Consider the following 24,096-nt stretch of genomic DNA (forward strand, 5'->3'; position numbering starts at 1 on the left):
AATTAGATATGAATTGCAGAAAAATCATCAATAATTTCCACCACTTCAATTTTTCCATTGATCAGTAACTCAGGAAGTTCATTACTAACGTTTCCTCTCCAATACTCTCTAGCTTGTTCAATTTTTTGAGAAAAAGGAATACCATCTTCTTTCGGTAAAAGATTTCCGTCACCTTCAAAACAATGTCCAATTACTCGTAGTTTAACAATCTGTAAAACTTCTCGATTGTAAGAATCAAATAATGCTTTCCATTTTAAAGTATCTTCATAGCTCTTTGCAGCATATAAACAAGATAATCGGGAAGGGTATTCAGGGAATTCTTGTAGTCTTACCATTTCTACAATCGTTTCTCTAACCGCTCTAATTGTTTGATCCATATAATTCATAACTACTTTAGCGTTTTCATTCTTTATAAGTAATCCTTCATTTGTATAATGTTCTTTTAAAATTTGCATAGTATCTTGACCGTTAGAATTTAAATGTTCTCTTTCAAAAAAGAAATGAAAGAGGGTATTCGTTTGATTTTTTTCGAAATGAATGATTTGTCCCATCTTCATTTTTTTCCTTGTTACGATGTGATATGCGTAAAACTCTTGTTTATTCATGGTTATCCTCCTAGTAGTAACTATCAGGTATTACAAAGTTAAATTTAATAATTCAACATTGAGATATATAAAACCTTCATAAATAAAAGTAAGAATTTGAGCAGTAAGTAAAGAAAATATGATAACGCTTTAAATTTGTTCACAAAATGTTCACTTACGAAGAGGTTTCCACAATCGATATAATGACAAAGACTTAAACAGAAAGGATGATAGAAATTGCCAACAACAAGAAAGGAAAACCTCCAGTTTGGTATGATGATGTGCCTTGGGATGGTTATTGTAATGACGTTTTATAATTTAATACTGAACGGAATAGGAGGACCAATTCATATTAAGGAGATCGCATTAGAACTACTAATCGGATTCATTATTGCACTATTAATTGAAATATGTATCGTTGGGCCTTGTGCGAAAAAACTTGTATTTGCGTTACCGTTTGATAAATCGAATAAAGTAAATATTATTATTGCGATGGCGACAGCCATGGTAATTGGAATGGTTTTCTTTATGTCTTTTTACGGAATGGCTATGATGTATTTACATGGTGGTCTACAAGGAGACTCGTTTATTTCAATGTATTTTTCAATTTTTATTAAAAATTTCATTATGGCGTATCCATTACAATTAATAATTATGGGGCCGCTTGTGCGTTTCTTATTTGGAAAGTTTGTTATGAAGAATAAACCTGTTAATGTAGCGTAGTTAAAATTATTTAAATTATATATATTAATAAAAAAACACACCTCAAATATTTTGAGGTGTGTTTTTTTATGTTCATCCGCAATTATTTTCATATGGATGTGACATTTGTCCTTTTGCCTGTATAGGATTATAGCGTTTAATTAAGTCAGAAATAGAAGGTTAGGAGATGATTTTTTGAAAGGTATTGTATTTGCTGTTTTAGCTGGCGTATTTATTACACTTCAAGGCACATTTAATGCGAAACTTAGTTCACATATTGGTATATGGTCGACGAGTATTATTACGCATTTTATTGGATTCCTTATTGCAACAACAATATTTTTGTTAAAGAAAGACGAGAAAATAGCGGAATTGAAGGATGTGAAAAAAATATATTTAGTAGCTGGTGCACTTGGCGGGTTAATTATTTGTGCAGAAACAATAGCGATACATTCAATGGGAGTTACATTAACAGCTGGGACACTTATGGTTGCTCAATTGTTAACAGCAACTTTTATTGAGATGAAAGGATTATTTCAAATGAAAAAGATACAGATGGAGAGATATCATATTGTGGGAACAATAGTAATGATTATAGGTATCGTTGTATTTAATATGTAAATGAAAGGAGGAAATGAAAGTGGAGAATAAATCAGATTTAATTACACATTATTTAGAAATTAATAAAATGCTTGAAATTTTTTCAGAAATAGATACAGCTTATTTTCAAGTGAATTATTTTGAAAAAGGCGAGCTTCTTTGCAATATAGATGACGAAATGGATCATTTATTTTTTGTTGTTAAAGGTAAAGTAAAAGTTTATACGATTACACCAGAGGGAAAGAAACTGATCCTTCGTTTTATCAATCCATTGGCGGTTGTTGGTGATATTGAATTCATACAAAATAGCAAAGCGCATAATGCTGTTGAAACTTGTTCAGAGGTTATAGCAATCTCCATTTCTCATACGATTATTAGAAACAAGTTATTACATGATCCTATATTTATGAACTTCTTACTTGCAAACATTGCGAACACATTAAAAATATCGACACGTTTTACAGCTCTTAATTTACTTTATCCGGTAGAAGTACGTGTAGCTAGTTATTTACTTTCTATTTCCACTGATAGTAACGGAAATATGTATAAAGAAGATTTGGATGCGACTTCTGTATCAAGTATTGCGGATTTTATAGGAGTAAGTTATCGGCACGTAATTCGGGTGTTACAAAAATTTTATAAAGAGAAATTAATTGAAAAGAACAATGGAGTTATTGTAATTAAAGATTTTTTGAGAATGAAGGAAATTGCTAAAAATAATATATATGAGCAATGAAAAGGGGAGAGGGAGTATGATTGGATTTAGTTTAGCTATAGTAGCAGGTGTATTCATTAGCTTGCAATCTGTTTTTAATGCAAAGGTAAATGAAAGTGTAGGACAGTGGTTAACAACTTCATGTGTTCTTGGAATAGGTCTCATAAGTTCTATTCTATTTTATATCATTACAGAAAACAGTATTAGCATTAAAGTGTATACTACAAATTATTTGTTTTATGTAAGTGGATTGTTTGGCATTGGGTTAATTATTTGTATAATGGGTGCAATAAAGAGTTTAGGTCCAGCGTATACGGTGCTCATTAGTCTTATTACTCAATTAGTTGTTGCATTATGTATTGATACATTCGGATTATTTGGAATAGAGAGCATTCCATTACAAATTAATAAATTAGTTGGGATAGGTCTATTAATTATGGGGATAGGGATTTTTAAAAATCTATTTTCGAGTAAAAAAGCTATTCTTATAAAGGAGGGTAAGAAGTAGTGAATATATTTTTGTGAAGAGTTTACATCTATACAATACAATTATAAGTCAGTAACTAAAGCGGTTGAAAAATAAGTGAAGAAGACCTTGAAAACTTAAGGTCTCCTTTACTTATTTTCTATTGAACCGCACATGAACAAACTTCAACATCTTTATTAAGTTTACAATTCGCATCATAATGCGCGTACTACCATCCCAATCTTTATTTGTAGGTATATTTTTAAAGAAGGGAGAGCAGCTTAATACTTTTATGTTTGAAGACCATTTTTCTAGTGTCTTTGGATTATTTATATAAAAATACATTAGGGCGCCATTATTACCTGATTTTTTGACTGTAGCATTTGAAAGATTCAGTGCGAATTTTGATTCAGCGTCAAAGTATAATTCGCCTCCAGGGAAACGTTTTGACATAGCGACTATGATTTTCTTCAAATCCTCTTCTTTAAAGTAATAAAACACGCCAGCTGATATAAAAAGAATACCGTCGTTTGGATTATATTTTATATCGTCAAACCAAGAAGTATCAAAAAATGATTTAGCGACGCTCATGTTTCTTGGTGTATCTTCAATTAATGTTTTTCGAAATGAAATAGCATCGGGCAAATCAAGATTATACCAATGTATCGTACCATTATCAATTCTAGAAAAAGTAGTGTCTAGTCCAGAACCGATATTTACAATAGTAGCATTTGGATGTTTTATAATGAATTTTTTTATCGTATCATCAATTTTTCGTGCGCGAGTAATGTATGTGATACATCCGTATTCACCAAATGTATTTGCTATTGTTAAGAAGTCAAAATCACATTCTTTAATAATACGAATAGCCTCTGGATCATCTAAAATATCTTTATTGCTCTCACTGCCATACGCCCGTCCCCAAAGAGGAATAAGCATCGTACCTTGTACTGAATGTATATCTATTTCTTTAACCATGAAACATCCTCCGTGTAATGAAAAATTATTTGTATTTTTAATCGTTATTTAGCATTTTTGAGAGCATTTTATTTGTTTTATACAATCCGTAAGTTAAATCACGTTGATCTTCTTCACTTAGTTTCTCAAGATTATGAGTGAAATTATTATATATTTGTTTCCATCTCTCATAATGTACCTTTTCAGCTTTTTCTGTCAGAGAAATGAGTATAGCTCTTTTGTCTACCGTATCTTGTTTTTTTATAATATATCCGTTTAGTTCTAAATTGCGAACTGTTACGCTTAATTGTTGTTTAGGGATGTTTAAATAACTAGCAATCATTTTTAAATTTACAGGCACCTTTTGTTGTGCGATATATTCCACTACGTGTTGCTCTATATGTGTAAATTCAGATGATTTTTCCGATAATAATTTGAAAGTACCTGACATATTTAATAACAAATTCATGTATTCGTTTAATAATTCGTTTTGGGCCATCATTTTCGCTTCCTTTATGTATTTAGTAACTATTTTATTACTATTTTAATAATAAAACAAATAATTTAATCGATTATAGTAAATTAAAGTTTACTATAATTTTGTTTTTTAACTATACGAATTGAAATAGAAGAGCAGAAGCGATGCTTTTAGGAGAGGAGAGTATGACCGGAAAGGAAATATTACTAAATACAAATAAGTAATGCATGCAATGTCTTTTTCAGTTATTATGTTGTAAATAATTTTATGGTAAAATCTTTAACATATTGAAATAAAGGGGTAAAATTCTATGGGTTATTTCTCAAACAGTTTATTAGTTTTGTTTGTCCTGATCGTTTGTAGCTGTATGATTTTTGGTTGATAAAATAATGATAGATTTATATAAAAGAAGTTAACTTCTTTTTATTTTATGTTGAGAAGGAATTATATTGTTCTTATGGAAGTTTGTTTAAGTTAATTTCATATTAAGGATAATTTTATGCAGTACAAACGAGAAAATAAGGAGTATTCACATGAATAATAGTATAAATTACACAATGGAACAACCGACAGATTTCAATGGATTATTAGCGTTATATGAATCTTTAGGATGGAATTCGCTTCAATTAACGGTTAACGAGTTAGAACAAATGTGTAAACAAAGTTGGTATGCAATGTATGCTTTTGATGATAAGAAATTAGTAGGGATGGGGCGTATTATATCGGATGGTGTAATTACGGGTGTTATTTGTGGTGTTTGTGTATTGCCAGAGTATCAGTCCATAGGTATCGGAAAAGAAATAGTAAAGCGATTAATCCGGCACTGTGAACAAAACAAGGTTATTCCCCAACTTATGTGTGTGGAAAAATTGCAATCTTATTATGAATCTATAGGATTTGAGGCATTTTCTGTTGGAATGACAAAACATATAATAAGATAGTGGGGCTTCTTCTTTTTGGTTTATTTATATATTTTTTAATAAAAGAGCATGTTTGAAAAAATTCAAACATGCTCTTTTATTAAAGTAAATCAGTTTAATATGAATGGCTTAATCCGTTCCAATAAAAAGAAACGATTTCTTGTGCTAATTCATCTATATTAGCAATAATAGGATTGTGATTTTCATCTTTAAAATTCGCAATTGATAATAAAGATACGAAAGCATGAGCAGCAAATGTAGCGTTTCCTTTCGGTATTTCTCCAATCTGCATTGCATTATCGAGTGCTTTTTCCAATACTTCATACATGCTATCTTCAGCGTCTTTTAATTCTTTCAATTGCTCTTCAGATAATGATAGTTTTGCATCTTTCATAAAATTCTTCATATCAATATCCATCGTTGCGTGTAAGTAAACTTTAGCGAAGTCCAATAATCTTTCTTCCAAGTTTTTATTTGTAGAGAGTATTTGGTGCATATTCTCTCGTATACGTATCATCATTTGAAGCATAGTAGCGGTAAATAAATCGGCTTTCGTTGAATAGTAATAGTAGACGGTTGCTTTCGTAACACCACAAACTTTCGCAACTTCATCCATAGAAACAATTTGATAATTTTGAGTAAGAAATAACCGAGTTGCAACTTCTAAAATCATTTCTTTTTTAGATTTTGTATTTTTATTTTGACGAGGCCTTCCAAGAGGACGTTGTTTTTGTTCCAAATCCATTCGCTCCTGACATGTATTATTGAGATAATTATAACATAAATTTTTATTCATTCTTGATTAATTAACCGACCAGTATATATAATTAATATTGAAGGAGAAAAGGAAGGTGGGTTTTTATGAAAAAGCACCCGTTACATATGTTAGGGAGGCTTGTAGCAGGGAAGCATACGCAATGGATAACTTTATCGGTATGGATTCTTATTACATTAGTACTTTCATTTACGTTGCCACAAGTAAACAGTACGAAAGAACCGAATCCAAAAAATTTACCTGAAACAGCTATGTCACAGCAAGCGGAAGCAATTATGAAAAAAGAGTTTCCGAATAATGCAGGGAATCCTTTGTTAGTAGTATGGTATAGAGATGGTGGATTACAGTCACAGGATTATAAACTCATACAAGACGTTTATAAAGAGTTAAAAGCTAGTCCTTTAAAGGAGCAATCAACATTACCACCATTTGACACAATCCCGGAACAAGTATTATCAAAAAGTGCATCAAAAGATGGTACATCATTTGTTACACCAGTATTCTTTAATAAGTCGGCTGGAACAGATATATTAAAAGGAAATCTAGAAGATTTAAGAAACATAGTGAATAGTAAGGTGGATGTAGATCCATTTAGACAAAAAATAAGTGATTCTGGTTTACATGTTCGATTATCTGGACCTGTAGGTATTCAAACGGATGCAGTTAGTTTATTTAGTCAAGCAGATGTGAAATTATTAATTGCAACTGTACTACTCGTATTAGTCCTATTAATTTTACTGTACCGTTCACCAATTTTAGCAATTTTACCTTTACTTGTTGTTGGCTTTGCATACGGTATTATTAGTCCGACTCTTGGTTTTTTAGCTGATCACGGATGGATTAAAGTAGATGCTCAGGCAATATCAATCATGACAGTATTATTGTTTGGTGCTGGAACGGACTATTGCTTATTTTTAATTTCAAGATATCGAGAGTACTTGCTAGAAGAAGAAAGTAAATATAAGGCATTACAACTTGCAATTAAAGCTTCTGGCGGAGCAATTATAATGAGTGCGTTAACTGTTGTACTTGGATTAGGAACATTATTACTTGCTCAGTATGGTGCCTTTCATCGATTTGCAGTGCCATTTAGTGTGGCTGTATTCATAATGGGAATTGCTGCTTTAACGATTTTGCCAGCGTTTTTATTAATTTTTGGTAGAGCTGCATTCTTCCCATTTATACCGAGAACAGCTTCAATGAATGAAGAATTTGCAAGAAAGAAAAAGAAAGTCGTAAAAGTTAAAAAATCAAAAGGTACCTTTAGTAAAAAACTTGGAGATGTTGTAGTACGAAGACCGTGGACAATAATTATGCTTACTGTATTTGTATTAGGTGGATTGGCATCATTTGTACCACGTATTCAATACACATATGACTTATTAGAATCGTTCCCAAAAGATATGCCTTCACGTGAAGGATTTACGTTAATTAGTGATCATTTCTCAGCTGGCGAACTAGCGCCAGTAAAAGTTGTTGTTGATACGAAAGGAAAAGAGCTTCCTATTAAAGAAGAACTAGAGAAGTTTTCTTTCGTAAAAACTGTGAAAGACCCAAAAGAGGGTAAAGAAAATAAGCAAATACAAATGTATGAGGTTTCTTTAGCTGAAAATCCATACTCAATTGAAGCGTTAGATCAAATCCCTAAATTGAAAAACAGTGTAGAAAAAGTATTGAAAAATGCAGAGATTAGTAATGCTGAAGATCAATTGTGGATTGGCGGAGAAACGGCGTCATTATACGATACAAAGCAAATTACAGAACGTGATGAAGCAGTTATCATTCCAGTAATGATTAGTATTATAGCTTTATTGTTACTTGTTTACTTACGATCAATTGTCGCGATGATTTATTTAATTGTAACTGTTGTTTTATCGTTCTTCTCAGCATTAGGCGCAGGATGGATATTACTTCACTTCGGTATGGGAGCGCCGGCCATTCAAGGTGCGATACCGTTGTATGCATTCGTATTTTTAGTTGCTTTAGGTGAAGATTATAATATTTTTATGGTTTCAGAAATATGGAAAAACAGAAAGACACAAAATCACCTGGATGCAGTAAAAAATGGCGTTATACAAACAGGTAGTGTCATTACATCCGCAGGTTTAATTTTAGCAGGAACTTTTGCAGTATTAGGTACACTGCCAATTCAAGTTCTAGTTCAATTTGGTATTGTAACTGCAATTGGAGTATTACTAGATACGTTTATCGTAAGACCGTTACTTGTACCAGCAATTACAGTTGTTCTAGGACGCTTTGCTTTTTGGCCAGGAAAGCTTTCAAGAAAGAGTGAAGAAGTACAAAAGGTGGATGCATAGTTAAGAAAGCCAAGGATATTTTCCTTGGCTTTCTTATGTAGTTTATTAATTTTTTGAATTCAAATCATCAGTTACAGCATGATCAGCATCTTCAATAGCAGTTTCTGGCATTCCATATAAGCCATTCATTGCTTGTTCTTCGATATTAAGATTTGCAGAATTATCATTTTGAATAGGTATAGCGTTTTCGGTGACATTTTCTTTTTTATTTATATTTTTATTATTCATGTATGCATCCTCCGAATTTCATTTGATTTATGTATAGTATGTGGATGTATTTCTAGAAATATGTGAATGGATTTTTGCAGATGTTATATAATTATATAAAAACTTGAGGATAATTTTAAATTGTAAGGAGTGAAAAGTTGTGGTGAGAACAAGAAAGTTAGCCTTCTAAAATAAAATGAAATGAAATTTTAGGAGGCTATTAAAATGAGTTTTTATATAATTGACAGAGATAATTGGAATAGAGAGCAGTATTTTACACATTATTTAAAGTTGAAATGTACGTTTAGTATGACTGTGAATGTTGATATTACGAGGTTATTAAAGGAATTACATCAAAAGAGAATAAAATTTTATCCCGTTTTTATATATTTAATTTCTAGAGTAATAAATAATCATAAAGAATTTCGAACATGTTTTAACGATGAAGGAGTTTTAGGATATTGGGAGCAAATGATACCAAGTTATACAATCTTCCATAAAGATGATAAATCTTTTTCAAGTATATGGACGGATTATTCTAGTGATTTTCACATTTTCTATAAAAACTACGAAGAGGATATGAGGTGCTATGCTAGTGCTCATGGTCTCTTCACGAAAGAAAATATTCCATCAAATGTTTTTCCGATTTCTAGCATACCTTGGGCTAGTTTTACTGGATTTAATCTAAATATTACTAATGATGGTGATTTTCTATTACCGATTATAACTTGTGGGAAATATTTTAATGAAGAGAATAAGGTTATGCTACCAGTTTCATTGCAAGTTCATCATTCGGTTTGTGATGGGTATCATGCGAGTCGATTTATAGAGGATTTACAGAAGTTAAGTAATAGTTGTAACGAGTGGCTTAAGTAATATCTAATCTTTAATTATACACAATTGAAAATGAATAAAAGAGAGAACATGTTTATATAGCATGTTCTCTTTTTTATCCATTAATACTAAGTATTAGTGGATAATATGGGTTGATATGTAGTTTAATAGTAAATAAAGTGATTAATTTTAATTTTCCTTATTTTATAACTATATCACTCGCAAAACTTATTATCCTGTAACAATGAAGGGGAAAATAAAATGACGATAATTTCTATAGAAAAAGCTATAATTTTAGATGCTGTAAAGTTAACAGAAATAATGGCAAGAACATTTGATGAAGAAGCAAAACGATGGCTATGCGGTCAAGGTGATGTAATTGACTATAACATCCAACCACCAGGTTATTCTTCAGTTGAAATGATGAAATATTCGATTGAAGAATTGGATTGTTACAAAGTGATAATGGGTGGACAAATAATCGGGGGAATTATAGTTACGATCTCAGGTAAGTCATATGGTCGAATTGATCGTATTTTTGTAGAGCCTGTTTATCAAAGAAAAGGAATTGGATCAAAAGTTATTAAATTAATAGAAGAGGAATATCCAAGTATAAGGATTTGGGATCTCGAAACATCTAGTAGACAACGTAATAATCATCATTTTTATAAAAAAATGGGCTATGAAATAATTTTTAAATCTGAAGATGAGTATTGTTATGTAAAAAGAATAACTGTAGAGTCGGTTGAAGGGAACCTAATGAAGAATAAAGATATGAAAAATAGCCAATACGAAAACTGTAATCTAGCAAATACAGAGTATTATCAAGTGAATGCAAAAAACAGTTCATTTGTTGGGAGTAATATAATGCATATGAATATGAGTAATTGTAATGTAAGTCAATCTAAGTTTAGAAATATAAATTTTAAAAGCTCTTTATTTGCAGATTTAAATCTTTCTGGTGGTAAATTTAATTTTGTGACTTTAGGTGGAGTTCAATTTAAAGATACAAGTCTTGGAGAAGATAAACATCCTATTTTATTTAAAAGATGTGATTTAGAAGGTAGTACGATTAGTAATAGTAATCTGAAAAATATTGAAATAGAAAATTGTGATATAACTGGTATGAAAATAAATGGTATTCTAATTGAAAATCTACTTGAGTTATATAATAAAATAAAAAGTTAACCTGTAATTCGGTGTAGGTAAGGTGTTCGTAAATCAGACACTATACTGAAATAATTATGTAAAAATAACATAAAGAAATACAGAAGAGAAGGGCTTTCACCCAGGGTTCTAGAATGAATATGTATTGTTATGGATATGGAGGAGAGTAGATATGGGGATCAAAGTAAGAGCGGTAGAAATGCAAGATGCTAGAGCTATTCATCGTATATGTATACAAGATGATGTTTTACCTTATATGGTTTTCTTACCAAGCATGCGTGTAGATGCAATGGAAAATAGAATTCGAAATTTAGCGCCAAATCAATTTGAATTTGTTGCAGAGTATGATGGGGAAGTTGTTGGATTTGTTGGGTTAACCCAAAGCCCGGGACGTAGATCTCATTCGGGTGATTTATTTATAGGGGTAGATAGTGAATATCATAATAAGGGTATTGGAAAAGCACTTCTTACAAAAATGCTTGATTTAGCTGATAATTGGTTAATGTTAGAGCGAGTAGAGCTTGGTGTTTTAGAAACGAATCCTAAAGCGAAGTCACTATATGAAAAATTCGGATTTGTGGAAGAGGGAGTAAAGATAGGGAATTTGAAGGCTCACGGAAAGTTTATAAATGAAATTATGATGAGTCGTTTTAGACCTGATGGTTTAATCGTACATAATGAATAGTGAAAAGCATGACAGTATCATGTCATGCTTTTTTATTAGAGTTTGGTTGTAATAAAAATAATGCTAGACCAATGAAAATAATTGAAATACCTAGTGCTTGTTGTATAGAAATGGTCTCATTTAATATAAAGTACGCTAGTATACAAGTTCCAATCGTTTCTCCTAAAATACTCATAGATATTACAGTAGCACTCATCCATTTTAATAACCAATTAAAAATTGTTTGCCCTAAAATCGTTGCAATGAAAGCTAAGCCAATAAAGCATACCCAAGTTTGCGTAGAGTAATGGAGGAAAGATTTTTGCTGCATGTAAGCAAATATACCGAGAAAACAGGCGCTACTTCCATAACTAATTACTGAATACGGTATAAGTGATAAATCTTTACGAACATGTTGGCTAATGAAAAAATAAGCGGTAATAATTCCGGCCGCAATAAATGCTAAAATATCTCCGTATAATGCTTCTCCGCTAATTTGGAAGTCTTGCCATCCGATGACGACACTTCCTGAAATAGCGATGAGGCAACCAGTAACCGCTCCTTTCGTAAATCTCTCTTTAAATAGAAAGTAACCACCAATCATTGAAAATAAAGGTTGTAACGTTACGATAACTGTAGAACTTGCTACAGAAGTATATTGTAATGATTCAAACCATAGTACATAATGTGCAGCTAAAAATAGCCCGGATATGAATCCGAATCCCCATTGTCTTCTTGTTACTGTTTTTAGCTCGTTTCGATTATTTTTATTAAATAGTAATAACGGTAATAGAATCAGTGCAGCAAAAAATAATCGATAAAAAGCAACGATAGCCGCAGGAGCATCTGCTAATTTTACAAAAATCGCTGAAGTTGATAGGGCGAATACGCCGAAAAATAAGATGCAATATGAAAGAATAGGTGATTTCACAGTTTGTCCCTCCGATAAAATGTTTATTATAATAAACTTAATACGATATAATGTACAAAAGTAAGTATATAAGTCCCTAAGACGATAGGAAAGGATTATTTGCTTTTGTTTACTATGTCAGCACAAAGACAGCGAAAGATGCAATATGATGGACGAAAGGAAGTTTTTACTATGATCCATGATAGACTCGGACAAACTGTATTAAATTATCGTAAGAAAAATAATATGACAATTCGTGAATTTGCTGATTATGCAGGGATTAGCACGTCACTAATTAGTCAAATTGAAAGAGGACATGCGAATCCTTCTTTAAGTGTATTGGAATTAATTGCGAAAGCATTAAATGTACCATTATTTACACTTTTTATTAATGAAATCGATACAGATTCACTTATCTCTAAGAAAAGAGATCGGAAAAAAGTATATCGGGAAAACAATGATCACATTGTATATGATGTATTAACACCGGATTTTATGAAAGCTCGTATTGAAATGTTAATGATGGATTTAAATAAACAAGCAAAAACAACGGAAAGTCATTATTCACATGAAGATAAGGAAGAGATTGCTGTTGTCATGAAAGGAGAAGTGTATGTGGAGTTAGAAGGAAAAGAATATTTTTTAGAAGAAGGCGATGTTGTACGTATTCCGCCAAATGTGAAACATCGTTTTTTGAATAAAAGTGATGAATCCAATCATATTTTATTTGTATTGACACCATCTTTAGGATGAGTATAAAGTGATTTTTATTACGGGGGATAAAAAGATGGAAAATAAAACTGTTTTAAAAGGTGGCCTTTCAATTATTGCTCAATGTAAAAGACAAACAAATGATATTTGGCATGCGCATTTCGGAGCAGCTGCAATTGCTAGTTATTTTTTCATAAAAGATAATAATATGGAAAAAGAAATAACTCGTAATATGTATTCCCAAACAAAGAGGATGCTGAACAAGCATAATATATGTGAAATTATTGATAGTAAAGAAGAAATTGATTTTCAAAGTGCTGAAAGAATGATTATAAAATCATTGGAACAAACAATAGATGAACTTCATTGGGTGGGGCATAATGTCATTTATGCTGCATTAAGTCTATTAGCTATAAAAGAGTTACAAAAATGGGGGCGATAATCAAGAGATTGAAGGGATTACTAACCTTATATTTTCGTTTCGAAAAACAATTCCTGGTAGATCGTGGATTGGATTTACAACAAAGGAAGTAAAACAATTAAGTATAAAAGAAGAGATAGAAAGTGAATTAAGAAATCCAGAACAATTATCTACGTTTATTTTAAAAGAGCTTTCGCAATTTAATATTATTTATAGAGCAGAAGCACACCATGACTTAATTGGTCATTTACTTACTTTTTCTCATGCAATTAATATTATGTACGACTTAGGTCATAGAGATATGTTCCAACGAGGGGTACGTCCGCTGTTAAAACTAGTATATGTATTACGTGCTAGTCAAAACTTAACGTCAAATAGTGAAATAACTTTACACTCACCAATAGATTGTTTACCTTTAGTCGAATCTAAACGTGCTCATATATTACCAACAGAAAATCAATTTTGGCTAAAAGACTATGGTGCATTTGACTGGGATTTTGGGCATATCTTTAAATTCTCATATAGTTATTTTGATCATATTAAGAGAGCTCCAAAATATAAAGATATAACATTAGAGAAATTCCGATTTATTATTAATACATAATGGAATCTAATAATCTGTATAAAGGGCTAAAATTAAAATTTCTTTGTTGAAAATATATTATTTTGGAATTTGTAAGATTTTACATGCGTATTTTACTTTTACTAATTATGTAAATAGGCTATACTAAAATACATACATTTTAGTATTGGAGAGAGAAGTAAAACGACATGGAATTAGTGAAATTGGAAAAAGTCATTGAAATAAAGAAAGAAGAACTTTTATATTTAGTATCGGATTACGGTATTCAACATGAAAAAGTATTGGCATTAAGTCAAGAAATAGACAAATTAATTAATTACTTTATGTTTTTAAAATAAAAAGAACTATGACATGATTTGAAAATGTTTTAGTTCTTTTTTATTTGGAAATTCAGATATAAATTCTATATACTGTTAATTAATAGAATATTCAATTTGAAAGGGGGAGACATGAATGATATTACATACGCACATTTCAGGTGTAGGAGAACCAATTGTGCTTTTACATTCTGGAGGTATGACAGGTTTAGTGGAATTCGAAGAGCAGGTAGCATTTTTTCAAGAAAAAAATTATCAAGTGATTCGTCCTGATTTAAGAGGGCATGGAAAGTCAGGGGGGACATTGGAGAATTATTTCTTACTTTCTGCAAAGGATGTACATGATACGTTATTGCATTTACAAATTGATAGATGTCATATAGCTGGTGTTTCCTTAGGAGGATTAGTCGCTTTATTATTTGCAAAAAACTATCCAGATAGAGTGAGAACATTAAGTTTTTCAGGTATCTTTCCGGTTAAGAGAGAAAATTGGGAGGAGTCTCAGGAGTATGAAGCGAAGTGTCATCAGCAGTTGATGGAAAATGAAGAAGTTGTAACTTATATGAATCAAATTCATGAAAAAAGTGATTGGAAAGCATTGCTGGAGTCGTGGCAAGTTAAAGATTGGTATCCATTTGATGAAACAGGTAATGTAGCTAATCTTCAAGTACCTACACTTTGTATTGCTGGGGGAGATTCAGAAGATGAAGTTACAGCTGCTACAACATTCAAACAATTAAACCACAATATACATATTGCTGTAATTCCGTTTGCTGGTCATTTAGTGCATAATGATCAACCGGAAATCTATTCGAATATATTGTCTAATTTCTTACAGAATGCACAAGCTGCTAGTCGAATATAAGGACTTTTGGGTATAATAATAAAGGAATTATTAATTGTATCGGTTAGGAGCGCAGCACATATGAAAACAGTTGTTGTTATCGGTGGAGGTATAACGGGACTTTCTACTATGTTTTATTTAGAAAAATTTAAAAAGGATTATAATATTGATTTAAATTTAATCCTTGTAGAAAAAGAAAAGTATTTAGGCGGTAAAATCCATAGTGTAGAAGAAAAAGATTTTATTATGGAATCAGGAGCAGATTCTATCGTTGCTCGTAATGAACATGTTATGCCACTTGTAAAAGATTTAAATTTAGAAGAACAAATGGTATATAACGAAACGGGTATTTCTTACATATATTCTGATAATACTTTACATCCAATTCCTTCTGACACTATATTTGGGATACCGATGAGTGTCGAGTCATTGTTCAGCAGTACGCTAGTATCAACGAAAGGAAAAATTGTTGCTTTAAAAGATTTTATAACAAAAAATAAAGAGTTTACAAAAGATACTTCACTTGCTGTATTTTTAGAAAGCTTTTTAGGGAAAGAATTAGTGGAAAGACAAATTGCCCCAGTGCTTTCAGGTGTATATTCCGGTAAATTGAATGAACTTACTATGGCATCGACATTACCGTATTTACTGGATTATAAAAATAAATATGGAAGTATTATTAAAGGTTTTGAAGAGAATAAAAAACAGTTTCAGTCAGCCGGAAACAAAAAGTTCGTATCATTTAAAGGTGGACTATCTACGATTATTAATCGTTTAGAAGAAGTGCTGACTGAGACTGTTGTTAAGAAAGGTGCTGTAACGACAGCTCTAAGGAAACAAGGTGATCGTTATGAAATCGCCTTTGCGAATCATGAATCCATCCAAGCTGATTATGTTGTTGTAGCAGCTCCGCATAATATCGCAGAATCTTTATTACAGTCTAATGAGTTAAACGAGCAATTTCATACATTTAAAAACTCATCTCTTATAAGTATTTACTTAGGATTTGACATACTAGATGAACAATTACCGGCGGACGGCACGGGATTTATCGTAACGGAAAACAGTGATTTACATTGTGATGCTTGTACATGGACAAGCCGGAAGTGGAAACATACATCTGGAAAACAAAAGCTATTAGTAAGAATGTTTTATAAGAGTACCAATCCAGTATATGAAACGATTCAAAATTATAGTGAAGAAGAATTAGTAAGAGTCGCTTTATATGATATTGAAAAGAGTCTCGGAATTAAAGGTGAACCAGAAGTAGTTGAAGTTACAAATTGGAAAGATTTAATGCCGAAATATCATTTAGAACATAATCAAGCGGTTGAAACATTACAAGAAAAAATGACGGATCTTTATCCTAATGTATACTTAGCTGGTGCGTCATATTACGGTGTCGGAATTGGCGCATGTATTGGAAATGGAAAGAACACTGCAAATGAAATAATGGCAACATTGCATGAACCGTCAAATTAATAATACATATATAAATAAAATGTCCCTCCGTTATGTTGGAGGGACATTTTATTTATTTTACTTGAATTGAGACCTTTTTATTTGTTGTATTATTCTCAGTAATTGTTAAGGTTATGTTCCCGGATTCTTTAAATGAATATGATGAGAGTTGATAGAGTTCTTTTATATTATGTTGTTCTTTTAATTTATTGGCCGGAATGAATGTTATGTTCGGTTTCCATGTTTCCTGTTTACCGGAAGGATAATTTACTATTATTTCTGGGTTATTTAATTGCATTGGTTTCCAAGAGGCGAAATATAGTTCAACTTCTGTATCTTTTTTTAGTAATTCTTCTGAGAAATATCCAACCTCTCCAACATTACCGAAAACAGTAAAGTTTTGATTTTGTAGTGTGATATCTAAATGTTTAGGTTGATATGTTGCTGCTTGATAGATTCCATATGAAAGAGAAAGAGTGGCTGCGATTAAAATGCCGATTGAAAAAGTTTTAAAGCTATTGCCTTTAAAACTAGTCATCATAAATGAGTTTGGAGCGAACTTTTTTGCGAATAAAAAAATGAGTAATATGAGTAAGAGGGACAAGCCGATGAATATATACATAGAACATTTACACCTCCACAATATAATATGACGTTAACTATATTTTACCATAAATGTATGGGGAAGGGTGTTGTTTTAGAAGGGAAAAGTGAGTACGGAATCGAAATTATTAGACATATTATTTTGAGTGAAGTGATGGAAATGAAAAAATTCATTTTAAAAATAGAGAATAAAGAGATGATCATAGCGCTTTGATCATCTCTTTATTTTTTCTATTCATGTAAAAGTCAGAAGGGTTACTCTTAGTTCGTATTGAATTAAGAGGATAAGCTTCTCTAGAAATATTTGATTAATGGGACATTAAGGACTTTCCTAATTACAAATACTTTTTCTGCTATAATGAATGTGTAGAAAGAAAGGAGTGATCCTGTGGCATTTCCTATATTAGAAACAGAACGTTTACGTTTAGTTGAAATAGAACAATCTTATTGTCAAAAAATATATGAAATTTTTTCATTGGATGAAGTAACATGTTATTACGGTATGAATTCTTTTACAGAGTTTGGACAAGCTTCACGTATGATTGAATCTTTTTCAAAAAATTACTTCGAGAAAAAGGCGATACGATGGGGGATTGTATTAAAAGAAACAAATACTTTAGTAGGTACAATAGGATTAAATAATTTACAACTATGGAGTAAACGATCTGAAATTGGCTATGACTTACATCCTCGTTATTGGGGGAATGGTTATGCGTCAGAAGCGGCACAAGAAATTATCCATTATGGATTTCAAGATTTAGGTTTATTTAGAATTGGAGCTATTACATATCCTGAAAATGTTACTTCTTGTAAAATGTTATCTAAAATAGGCTTTCATAAGGAAGGGTTATTACGTGGATACATTCATCAAGGAAATAAGCAACATGATGCACTATTGTATTCTATAGTTCGAACGGATGTAGAGAATATAAATTTATAATAAAAAACCCCTCTTATAAAAGAGGGGTTAAGTAAAAATTAACCTAATTTAGGTAATAAACGTTCTCCGCTTTTCATGCTACTTTTACATAAAGGGCATTTAGGCTCTTCTTCAAATGAAAAGTTCTTTCTCATCCATCCTAAACAATCATCTGCTTCACATTCCCAAACAGGCGTTTGTTCTGGTGGTACCTCTGCTACATCGTTCTTTCGATTGCGATACATATAACCACTCCTTTTATGTAAAAAATTTTAGTTATATATTAAAAAGGTTGTTAACCGAGCTGGTAACAACCTTTTTATTGTTTGAATTATAGCTTTACAACGTTTTTAGCTTGAGGTCCACGGTTACCGTCTTCAACTTCGAAGCTAACTTCTTGACCTTCGTCAAGAGATTTGAAGCCGTCGCCAGTGATAGCTGAGAAGTGAACGAATACGTCGTTACCGTCTGCAACTTCGATGAAACCGAAACCTTTTTCGCTGTTAAACCATTTTACTTTACCTGTTAATGTCATGGTAATGCCTCCTAAAATTTAAAAAGATTACAATATGATCGGCCTTATTTGAATGAAAAATAAAAGTTCACATATTATCAAAAACCCATAAGGAGTACAAAATGTTCCAGATTGATACTTGATAATATGCAAAGAAAATATAGTGTTAAATTGACCTTAATTACTATCTTACAACAAATGGTGGGAAATAGCAAGTGCTGGTAATACCAGTGAATAATCTTGGTGATAATAGTAAAACGCACAAAGTCATCTCTTTTATTTATATATTATTCCAAATTTGGGTTTATGCTAAACATTGAATATTTTTATTGGAAATTTGTGTTAGGAAAACGATATAAAGTATAAGAATAGTGTTGATGTATTTGTTAAGGAGGCGAGAATATTGCAATTTAAAATAATTGAAGCAGCCAAAGAAGGAAGAAAAAAAGTTCATCCAATATTCGCTGTAATACTTGCAATTGTATTTTTAACTTTAGGTGAATTGTTCATGTTATTTATGTTGTTCTTACCGAAAGCAGAATCACTTTTAATGAAGGCGATTTATAGCGATATTGAGATGATATTGACGTTTGGCGGTGCTATATTTTTTGTTTTTTTATGGATTAGATTCGTAGAAAAAAGATCAATTTCATCTATTGGTTTTTGGAGAAACGAGTGGATAAGAAAATATTTGAGAGGTGCATTAATAGGGTTTGTTTTCATTTCAATACCAGTCATGCTCCTTTTATTAACTGGAAATGTACAACTACAAATGCAACAAATTACACCAACCGCCATATTTGGAATTGTGGGGTCTTTAGTTGCTTTTTTAATACAAGGTGCCACAGAAGAAATAGTTGTTCGAGGTTGGTTATTTCCAGTCCTTTCTGTTAGAAGCCGTATATGGATCGGAGTTGTTGTAACTTCTTTCTTATTTGGCTTTCTTCATTTACTAAATCCAGGTATTACAATTCTTTCAATTTCGAATATAATATTAGTTGGTGTATTTGCAGCTTTTTATGTTTTGAAGGACAGTAGTCTTTGGGGGATATGCGCGTGGCATTCGTTGTGGAATTGGGCACAGTTTAATATTTATGGCTTTGCAGTAAGTGGAATGACGATGTATTCTACGCCACTCTTTAAACCTGTAACAAACGGATCGGAATTCCTTCATGGAGGCTCGTTTGGAATTGAGGGGAGTATCATAACAACAATCATGCTTTCTATCGCTTCAACTGTATTATGGAGACAGTTATGGGGGAAAAAAGCGAAGCAAAGAGATTTAAGTTAATGAAAGTGGGAGAAACAATGGGGATTATAGCGTTTGAGGGAGCAAGTGCTGTTGGTAAGAGCAGCACTTGTCGTGAGTTAGAAAAAAATTATGGTGCTTATATTATACCTGAAGTGAATTTTTTATTTGAAAGACCAAAAAATGAGCATACAACCTGGTATTTTGAAAAACAAGTAGAGCGCTGGGAAATAGCAGTGCAGAAGTCAGAGCAGTATGAATTAGTAATACTTGATGGTGATATTTATCAGCCACTTAGTTATAATTGGTGTTTCCATTTTGATGTATTTAATCAGCCGTTATCTTTAATAGAAAACTTTTATAAAGAAAAGCTGATACATGGGGAGATTGGTTTTCCTGATCAATATTTTTATTTATATACGAATGATGAAGAACTTAGAAAACGGAAAGAATCTGACGAGACAAAAAGAAGAAGAAACTTTGAAAAACATTTACAAATATCAAAATCGTTTCAACGTTATTATGAAAATTTAAATGCTGTTACAGACGGGTATTGCAAAATGATTGATGCGAAAAGTGTAAAATCGAATGAATTAGCAATTGTGAAAAGTTTAAACAATTTAAATGTGTCTGAAGAGAGCCGTTTTGATATTTCGAGGTTAGATATGATTACGAAGTGGTTAAAAGAACAACGTGCATAAAAACAACGAGTGCCTTATAAGGTGCTCGTTGTTTTTTATGTATTATAAATTGATTTTAAAATTTGTAAGTTTGCTTCTTCATTTTTCTTAATGGCATTTGTATATTTAGTTAGAAAAAGCTGAGAAGGATAAACAGGTAGTTCACCGCAAATATCAATACCATAGACATTTTTATCTCTAATAAGAGCATGAATATATTTTAAAAGTGAAGAGAGTTTCATATGTCCTTGATCCCAATTTGTAATAGTTACTTTTGAATCTAAAACATCTTTATCAATGCTTACATATATAGTGTTTGTATGAATATGTGAAAGTATTGTATGAGTAGATACTTCATTTGACGTATCTATCGGGAACATCTCTACGCATGAATAATCATTAGAATGTATTGTTAAAGAAGAAGGTCCAATAATAATTACTTTCTTTAATTTCGGGTTATTTTGAAGAGCGAATGATACCCATGACCCGCAAGAAATAGGAGTATGTTCATGTTCTTCTTTTAAGTTCATGTCAGTGTGATGATCAAATAAAATAAGGGTAAATGGCTCATCTATTTCTTTTAGTAGTAAATAAGATACATAATGATAATTTCCAGAACCGATAAAAGTGATTCCTTTTTGCTTTCTACAATATAATTCTCGTTTTATTCGCATTAAAGAGGGAGTCTCGCAATACACATTTGAGTGCTCTAAATGACTAAAATCAATATCTTCATGTGAATAAGAATGAAGTTTATTTTGTAATGAATATGTATCATCAAAGTTCAAAAAAGTTAAACCGCTATACAATAAACTCATATTTATTCATCTCCTTTATATGTAGGCTAGCATATATTTTTATAAATGAAAAATGAAATGCTTAGAGTTGGAATTGAATTACACAGGCTGTTTTGACAGAATAATCTTTCAATTAACAAAGAAAAGAAATATAATATAAGGAAATATGTATGTGGCTCTGGAAATAGAAAATATGAAATGGGATACGTGGGAGGAAATAACAGTAAATAAAAATCTATAAAAAACTATAAAAATTTACAATTACAGGTTTTATATTTTACAAAATTCAACATATCATATTTTCAGGTGATGAAAATGAAAAATTATATTTCAATTGGGAAAGCTGCAAACATATTAGGAAAAACGCAACAAACTTTACGAAATTGGTATAAAGAAGGTGTTTTTATTGCGGATAGAACACTAAAAGGTCATCGAATATATGATCTTGAAAAAATTGTGGCATTTCAAAAGAAAAGTGAAACACATTCAAAAACAGAAACAAATGATGTATTTATATATGGAAGAGTATCTACAAAAAAACAACTTGAAAGCGGTAATTTAGATAGACAATTACAACGATTAACTACATTCGCAGTTGAAAAAGGATACAAAATCACAGGTATTTATAGAGATATCGCAAGTGGATTAAACGAAAACAGAAAAGGATTTCAAACAATGTTGAGAGATTGTAAAGAAAAGTCACCTTCTGTTATTTTGATTGGATACAAAAATAGATTAGCTAGGTTCGGTTTTTCTTATATTGAATCTTATTTAAAAGATTTAGGGGTAAACATATTATATTGCATAGAACACATTGAAAAAAACGAAGAAGCCGAATTAGTGGAAGATCTTATAGCGATTACAACCTGTTTTTCTGCAAAAATTCACGGAAAAAGAGGAGGTAGAAAATTAGAAAATACAATAAAATCCGTATTAGAAAAGGGTGAAAAGGATGAAAACAACACGTACTTGTAAAATCAATTCTATTACAAAAGAACAAACGGAAGCTTTAATTACTTTGATTCGTACGTTCGAAAGTGCAAAACGATATAGTTTTAATTGTTTGATTGAGGGCGAAAACGAGAAAGAATTGATAAAAAAACTACAACCTAAATATTTGTTAAATAAACGTTTTTGTGAAGATGCGATTTTACAAGCGCAAACAATCCTTTTCTCTCAAAAAGAACTTCTTCCTGTTTACCTAGAAAACAATCAAAAAAAGTTAGAAAAGACGTTACAAAAAATAGATGATTATGAACGCGGCAAAAAAAGAATTAAACAAGTTTCATTAGAAACTTGTTTAATTGGTTTAAGAAAACGAAAACAAAAATTAGAACAAAGAATTGAAACGTATGCAAAACATATTAAAAATAAAACAGTACCTCCTATTATTTTTGGTGGGCGGAAAAATTTCTACGAAAGAATGAAAAACAAGATATCCAATCAAGAATGGAAAGATTTGCGGACACGACAATTATATTCTCGTGGAGATAAAAGCAAAAAAGGGAATTTGAACATGCGCATTACAGTTGATGACTATGGACAAGGATGGTTAGAAATTGCAAATCCATTAGGACGAACAAATGGAAAAACAAAAAGCCCACGAATCAAAGTTCCGATTATCATTCCATATCATTTTTATCATCAAATCACAAATGTCGTTATGGGAAAGCAAATCGGTGTAAATCCAAAAGGAAAACCGATTATAGAGCATCAAAAATATAGTGTAGAAATCATTCGTAAACAAAATGAATTTTATGTAAATATTACGTTTGATGAAACAGAAATAGGTCGTGTACTAGATTTCAAGGAAACACCACAATTAGATGTAATTGCAGGAATTGATGTAAATCCGGACCGCATTGCAGTTAGTTTATGTACAAAACAAGGTAATTTTAAAGGTTCAAAAATTTTTTATCTACACAATCTGAATGTGTTTTCAACAAACAAACGCACAACGATAATTGGACAAATTGTACAACAAATTAAAACATGGTTATTGGAAAACAATGTAGGTGGAATTGTTTTAGAAGATTTAAAGTTTCAACAATCTCATGATACTGATAAATACAGTAATCGTAATTTCCATCAATTTACGTATAAAAAGATGTTGAACAGTTTAATTCGTATGGCTCTTCGTAACGGATTTTCTGTTAAAACAGTAAACCCCGCTTATACAAGTCTGATCGGAAAATTAAAATACAGTAAAAATTTCGGTATTAGCGTTCATGAAGCAGCCGCCTTCACGATCGCAAGACGTGGATTAGAATTGCAAGAACAATTACCAAAAGAGATTATATTATTATTAAAAAACCAAATTACAACAAAACTGCGTATTCTTGTTGCTTCCATGGAAGAAAGTAAAAAGAATACGCAAAAAGTATATAAAAAATGGTTACAAACAATTCAAACGTGGAAAGAATATCACAATTGGAAATTGTGGAGCATTCTTTACAAAACTGTTTATATGAGCAATCAACAATTCGTATGTAAAATTTAAATAAGAAAGGGGGTACTGGTTTATTTCTTATAACCTCTTGCATACTTACTGACTTGGATGAATGGTAGTATGCAAGAAAAGATCGTTCCTAACAGGAACCTGCCGTCATTCTTTCACAATAGGTGGATGAAAAGGTCACAACCCTTACGGACAGGAAAAAGGTGAGATTCCTTTTCGGTAGTTGGCATTTGACTTGGTTC

28 protein-coding genes and 1 pseudogene are annotated in these 24,096 nt (G+C 31.4%); 19 read left to right on the forward strand and 10 right to left on the reverse strand.

Features of this window, described 5'->3' with window-relative positions:
* Positions 1–2: 2 nt before the first annotated feature.
* Entirely contained in the window at positions 3–605 is a 603-nt protein-coding gene (locus tag MHB74_RS11660) for a DUF2441 domain-containing protein (RefSeq protein WP_061679076.1), read from the reverse strand.
* A gap of 216 nt (positions 606–821) precedes the next feature.
* Between MHB74_RS11660 and MHB74_RS11665 the strand changes: the two genes are divergently transcribed.
* From MHB74_RS11665 to MHB74_RS11680, 4 genes are all read left to right on the forward strand, one after another.
* Positions 822–1,307: a hypothetical protein gene (locus tag MHB74_RS11665; RefSeq protein ID WP_061679075.1), complete on the forward strand. Its 486-nt coding sequence runs from the start codon at positions 822–824 to the stop codon at positions 1,305–1,307.
* A 174-nt stretch (positions 1,308–1,481) separates the two neighbouring features.
* Positions 1,482–1,907 carry a DMT family transporter gene (locus MHB74_RS11670; RefSeq protein ID WP_061679074.1) on the forward strand — a complete coding sequence of 142 codons (426 nt, stop codon included), beginning with the start codon at positions 1,482–1,484 and terminating at the stop codon, positions 1,905–1,907.
* Positions 1,908–1,926: 19 nt separating this feature from the next.
* Positions 1,927–2,622 carry a Crp/Fnr family transcriptional regulator gene (locus MHB74_RS11675; RefSeq protein ID WP_061679073.1) on the forward strand — a complete coding sequence of 232 codons (696 nt, stop codon included), beginning with the start codon at positions 1,927–1,929 and terminating at the stop codon, positions 2,620–2,622.
* Positions 2,623–2,638: 16 nt separating this feature from the next.
* Positions 2,639–3,109, forward strand: a complete 471-nt coding sequence (locus MHB74_RS11680; RefSeq protein ID WP_061679072.1) for a DMT family transporter — start codon at positions 2,639–2,641, stop codon at positions 3,107–3,109.
* A 111-nt stretch (positions 3,110–3,220) separates the two neighbouring features.
* On the opposite strand, the gene MHB74_RS11685 is transcribed toward MHB74_RS11680, so the two are convergent.
* The gene (locus MHB74_RS11685; RefSeq protein ID WP_061679071.1) at positions 3,221–4,045 is read right to left on the reverse strand and encodes a class I SAM-dependent methyltransferase; all 825 of its coding nucleotides are present in this window, start codon (positions 4,043–4,045) and stop codon (positions 3,221–3,223) included.
* Between the two features lie 37 nt (positions 4,046–4,082).
* Positions 4,083–4,523, reverse strand: coding sequence for a MarR family winged helix-turn-helix transcriptional regulator (locus MHB74_RS11690; protein WP_061679070.1), 441 nt, complete (start codon positions 4,521–4,523; stop codon positions 4,083–4,085).
* A 512-nt stretch (positions 4,524–5,035) separates the two neighbouring features.
* On the opposite strand from MHB74_RS11690, the gene MHB74_RS11695 reads away from it, so the two are divergent.
* The gene (locus tag MHB74_RS11695) at positions 5,036–5,443 is read left to right on the forward strand and encodes a GNAT family N-acetyltransferase (protein WP_061679069.1); all 408 of its coding nucleotides are present in this window, start codon (positions 5,036–5,038) and stop codon (positions 5,441–5,443) included.
* Between the two features lie 94 nt (positions 5,444–5,537).
* Here the strand turns inward: MHB74_RS11695 and MHB74_RS11700 are convergent, their stop codons facing one another.
* The gene (locus MHB74_RS11700; protein ID WP_061679068.1) at positions 5,538–6,161 is read right to left on the reverse strand and encodes a TetR/AcrR family transcriptional regulator; all 624 of its coding nucleotides are present in this window, start codon (positions 6,159–6,161) and stop codon (positions 5,538–5,540) included.
* 122 nt (positions 6,162–6,283) lie between these two features.
* On the opposite strand from MHB74_RS11700, the gene MHB74_RS11705 reads away from it, so the two are divergent.
* Positions 6,284–8,515, forward strand: coding sequence for an MMPL family transporter (locus tag MHB74_RS11705; protein WP_061679067.1), 2,232 nt, complete (start codon positions 6,284–6,286; stop codon positions 8,513–8,515).
* A gap of 45 nt (positions 8,516–8,560) precedes the next feature.
* Here MHB74_RS11705 and MHB74_RS11710 read toward each other — a convergent pair whose 3' ends face one another.
* Positions 8,561–8,743: a DUF4021 family protein gene (locus MHB74_RS11710; RefSeq protein ID WP_061679066.1), complete on the reverse strand. Its 183-nt coding sequence runs from the start codon at positions 8,741–8,743 to the stop codon at positions 8,561–8,563.
* Between the two features lie 204 nt (positions 8,744–8,947).
* Here MHB74_RS11710 and catA point away from each other — a divergent pair, with 204 nt between their 5' ends.
* From catA to MHB74_RS11725, 3 genes are all read left to right on the forward strand, one after another.
* Entirely contained in the window at positions 8,948–9,598 is a 651-nt protein-coding gene (gene catA / locus MHB74_RS11715) for a type A chloramphenicol O-acetyltransferase (protein WP_061679065.1), read from the forward strand.
* Between the two features lie 219 nt (positions 9,599–9,817).
* Entirely contained in the window at positions 9,818–10,744 is a 927-nt protein-coding gene (locus MHB74_RS11720) for a GNAT family N-acetyltransferase (protein WP_061679064.1), read from the forward strand.
* A 151-nt stretch (positions 10,745–10,895) separates the two neighbouring features.
* Positions 10,896–11,408 carry a GNAT family N-acetyltransferase gene (locus MHB74_RS11725; protein WP_061679063.1) on the forward strand — a complete coding sequence of 171 codons (513 nt, stop codon included), beginning with the start codon at positions 10,896–10,898 and terminating at the stop codon, positions 11,406–11,408.
* Positions 11,409–11,430: 22 nt separating this feature from the next.
* Here the strand turns inward: MHB74_RS11725 and MHB74_RS11730 are convergent, their stop codons facing one another.
* Positions 11,431–12,318, reverse strand: a complete 888-nt coding sequence (locus tag MHB74_RS11730; protein WP_061679062.1) for a DMT family transporter — start codon at positions 12,316–12,318, stop codon at positions 11,431–11,433.
* Positions 12,319–12,489: 171 nt separating this feature from the next.
* Between MHB74_RS11730 and MHB74_RS11735 the strand changes: the two genes are divergently transcribed.
* From MHB74_RS11735 to MHB74_RS11755, 5 genes and pseudogenes are all read left to right on the forward strand, one after another.
* Complete coding sequence (locus MHB74_RS11735; RefSeq protein WP_061679061.1) at positions 12,490–13,050, forward strand: helix-turn-helix domain-containing protein; 561 nt, start codon at positions 12,490–12,492, stop codon at positions 13,048–13,050.
* Positions 13,051–13,084: 34 nt separating this feature from the next.
* Positions 13,085–14,033: pseudogene (locus tag MHB74_RS11740) on the forward strand (hypothetical protein).
* A gap of 167 nt (positions 14,034–14,200) precedes the next feature.
* Positions 14,201–14,350, forward strand: a complete 150-nt coding sequence (locus tag MHB74_RS11745) for an aspartyl-phosphate phosphatase Spo0E family protein (RefSeq protein ID WP_000424361.1) — start codon at positions 14,201–14,203, stop codon at positions 14,348–14,350.
* A gap of 115 nt (positions 14,351–14,465) precedes the next feature.
* Complete coding sequence (locus MHB74_RS11750; RefSeq protein ID WP_061679060.1) at positions 14,466–15,194, forward strand: alpha/beta fold hydrolase; 729 nt, start codon at positions 14,466–14,468, stop codon at positions 15,192–15,194.
* 60 nt (positions 15,195–15,254) lie between these two features.
* Positions 15,255–16,655, forward strand: coding sequence for a protoporphyrinogen oxidase (locus tag MHB74_RS11755; protein ID WP_061679059.1), 1,401 nt, complete (start codon positions 15,255–15,257; stop codon positions 16,653–16,655).
* Positions 16,656–16,707: 52 nt separating this feature from the next.
* Here the strand turns inward: MHB74_RS11755 and MHB74_RS11760 are convergent, their stop codons facing one another.
* Positions 16,708–17,256: a hypothetical protein gene (locus MHB74_RS11760; RefSeq protein ID WP_061679058.1), complete on the reverse strand. Its 549-nt coding sequence runs from the start codon at positions 17,254–17,256 to the stop codon at positions 16,708–16,710.
* Positions 17,257–17,625: 369 nt separating this feature from the next.
* Between MHB74_RS11760 and MHB74_RS11765 the strand changes: the two genes are divergently transcribed.
* Positions 17,626–18,177 carry a GNAT family N-acetyltransferase gene (locus tag MHB74_RS11765; protein ID WP_061679057.1) on the forward strand — a complete coding sequence of 184 codons (552 nt, stop codon included), beginning with the start codon at positions 17,626–17,628 and terminating at the stop codon, positions 18,175–18,177.
* A 38-nt stretch (positions 18,178–18,215) separates the two neighbouring features.
* Here the strand turns inward: MHB74_RS11765 and MHB74_RS11770 are convergent, their stop codons facing one another.
* Together MHB74_RS11770 and cspD are read right to left on the reverse strand one after the other, a co-directional pair.
* Positions 18,216–18,401, reverse strand: a complete 186-nt coding sequence (locus MHB74_RS11770; protein ID WP_061679056.1) for a cold-shock protein — start codon at positions 18,399–18,401, stop codon at positions 18,216–18,218.
* Positions 18,402–18,487: 86 nt separating this feature from the next.
* Complete coding sequence (gene cspD / locus MHB74_RS11775) at positions 18,488–18,691, reverse strand: cold-shock protein CspD (protein ID WP_000176365.1); 204 nt, start codon at positions 18,689–18,691, stop codon at positions 18,488–18,490.
* 382 nt (positions 18,692–19,073) lie between these two features.
* On the opposite strand from cspD, the gene MHB74_RS11780 reads away from it, so the two are divergent.
* Both MHB74_RS11780 and MHB74_RS11785 read left to right on the forward strand, forming a co-directional pair.
* Complete coding sequence (locus tag MHB74_RS11780; RefSeq protein WP_141658076.1) at positions 19,074–19,961, forward strand: CPBP family intramembrane glutamic endopeptidase; 888 nt, start codon at positions 19,074–19,076, stop codon at positions 19,959–19,961.
* 17 nt (positions 19,962–19,978) lie between these two features.
* Positions 19,979–20,620, forward strand: coding sequence for an AAA family ATPase (locus tag MHB74_RS11785; RefSeq protein ID WP_061679093.1), 642 nt, complete (start codon positions 19,979–19,981; stop codon positions 20,618–20,620).
* A gap of 35 nt (positions 20,621–20,655) precedes the next feature.
* Here MHB74_RS11785 and MHB74_RS11790 read toward each other — a convergent pair whose 3' ends face one another.
* Entirely contained in the window at positions 20,656–21,417 is a 762-nt protein-coding gene (locus tag MHB74_RS11790; protein ID WP_061679054.1) for an arginase family protein, read from the reverse strand.
* A 294-nt stretch (positions 21,418–21,711) separates the two neighbouring features.
* On the opposite strand from MHB74_RS11790, the gene MHB74_RS11795 reads away from it, so the two are divergent.
* Both MHB74_RS11795 and MHB74_RS11800 read left to right on the forward strand, forming a co-directional pair.
* Positions 21,712–22,371: an IS607 family transposase gene (locus tag MHB74_RS11795; RefSeq protein ID WP_061679053.1), complete on the forward strand. Its 660-nt coding sequence runs from the start codon at positions 21,712–21,714 to the stop codon at positions 22,369–22,371.
* On the forward strand, positions 22,349–23,896 hold the full coding sequence (locus tag MHB74_RS11800) for an IS200/IS605 family accessory protein TnpB-related protein (protein ID WP_340844114.1): 1,548 nt from the start codon (positions 22,349–22,351) through the stop codon (positions 23,894–23,896). The genes MHB74_RS11795 and MHB74_RS11800 overlap by 23 nt, the downstream gene beginning before the upstream one ends.
* Positions 23,897–24,096 lie beyond the last annotated feature (200 nt).

Origin of the sequence: Bacillus sp. FSL K6-0069, from assembly GCF_038007785.1 — a bacterium.
Lineage (GTDB): Bacteria > Bacillota > Bacilli > Bacillales > Bacillaceae_G > Bacillus_A > Bacillus_A mobilis.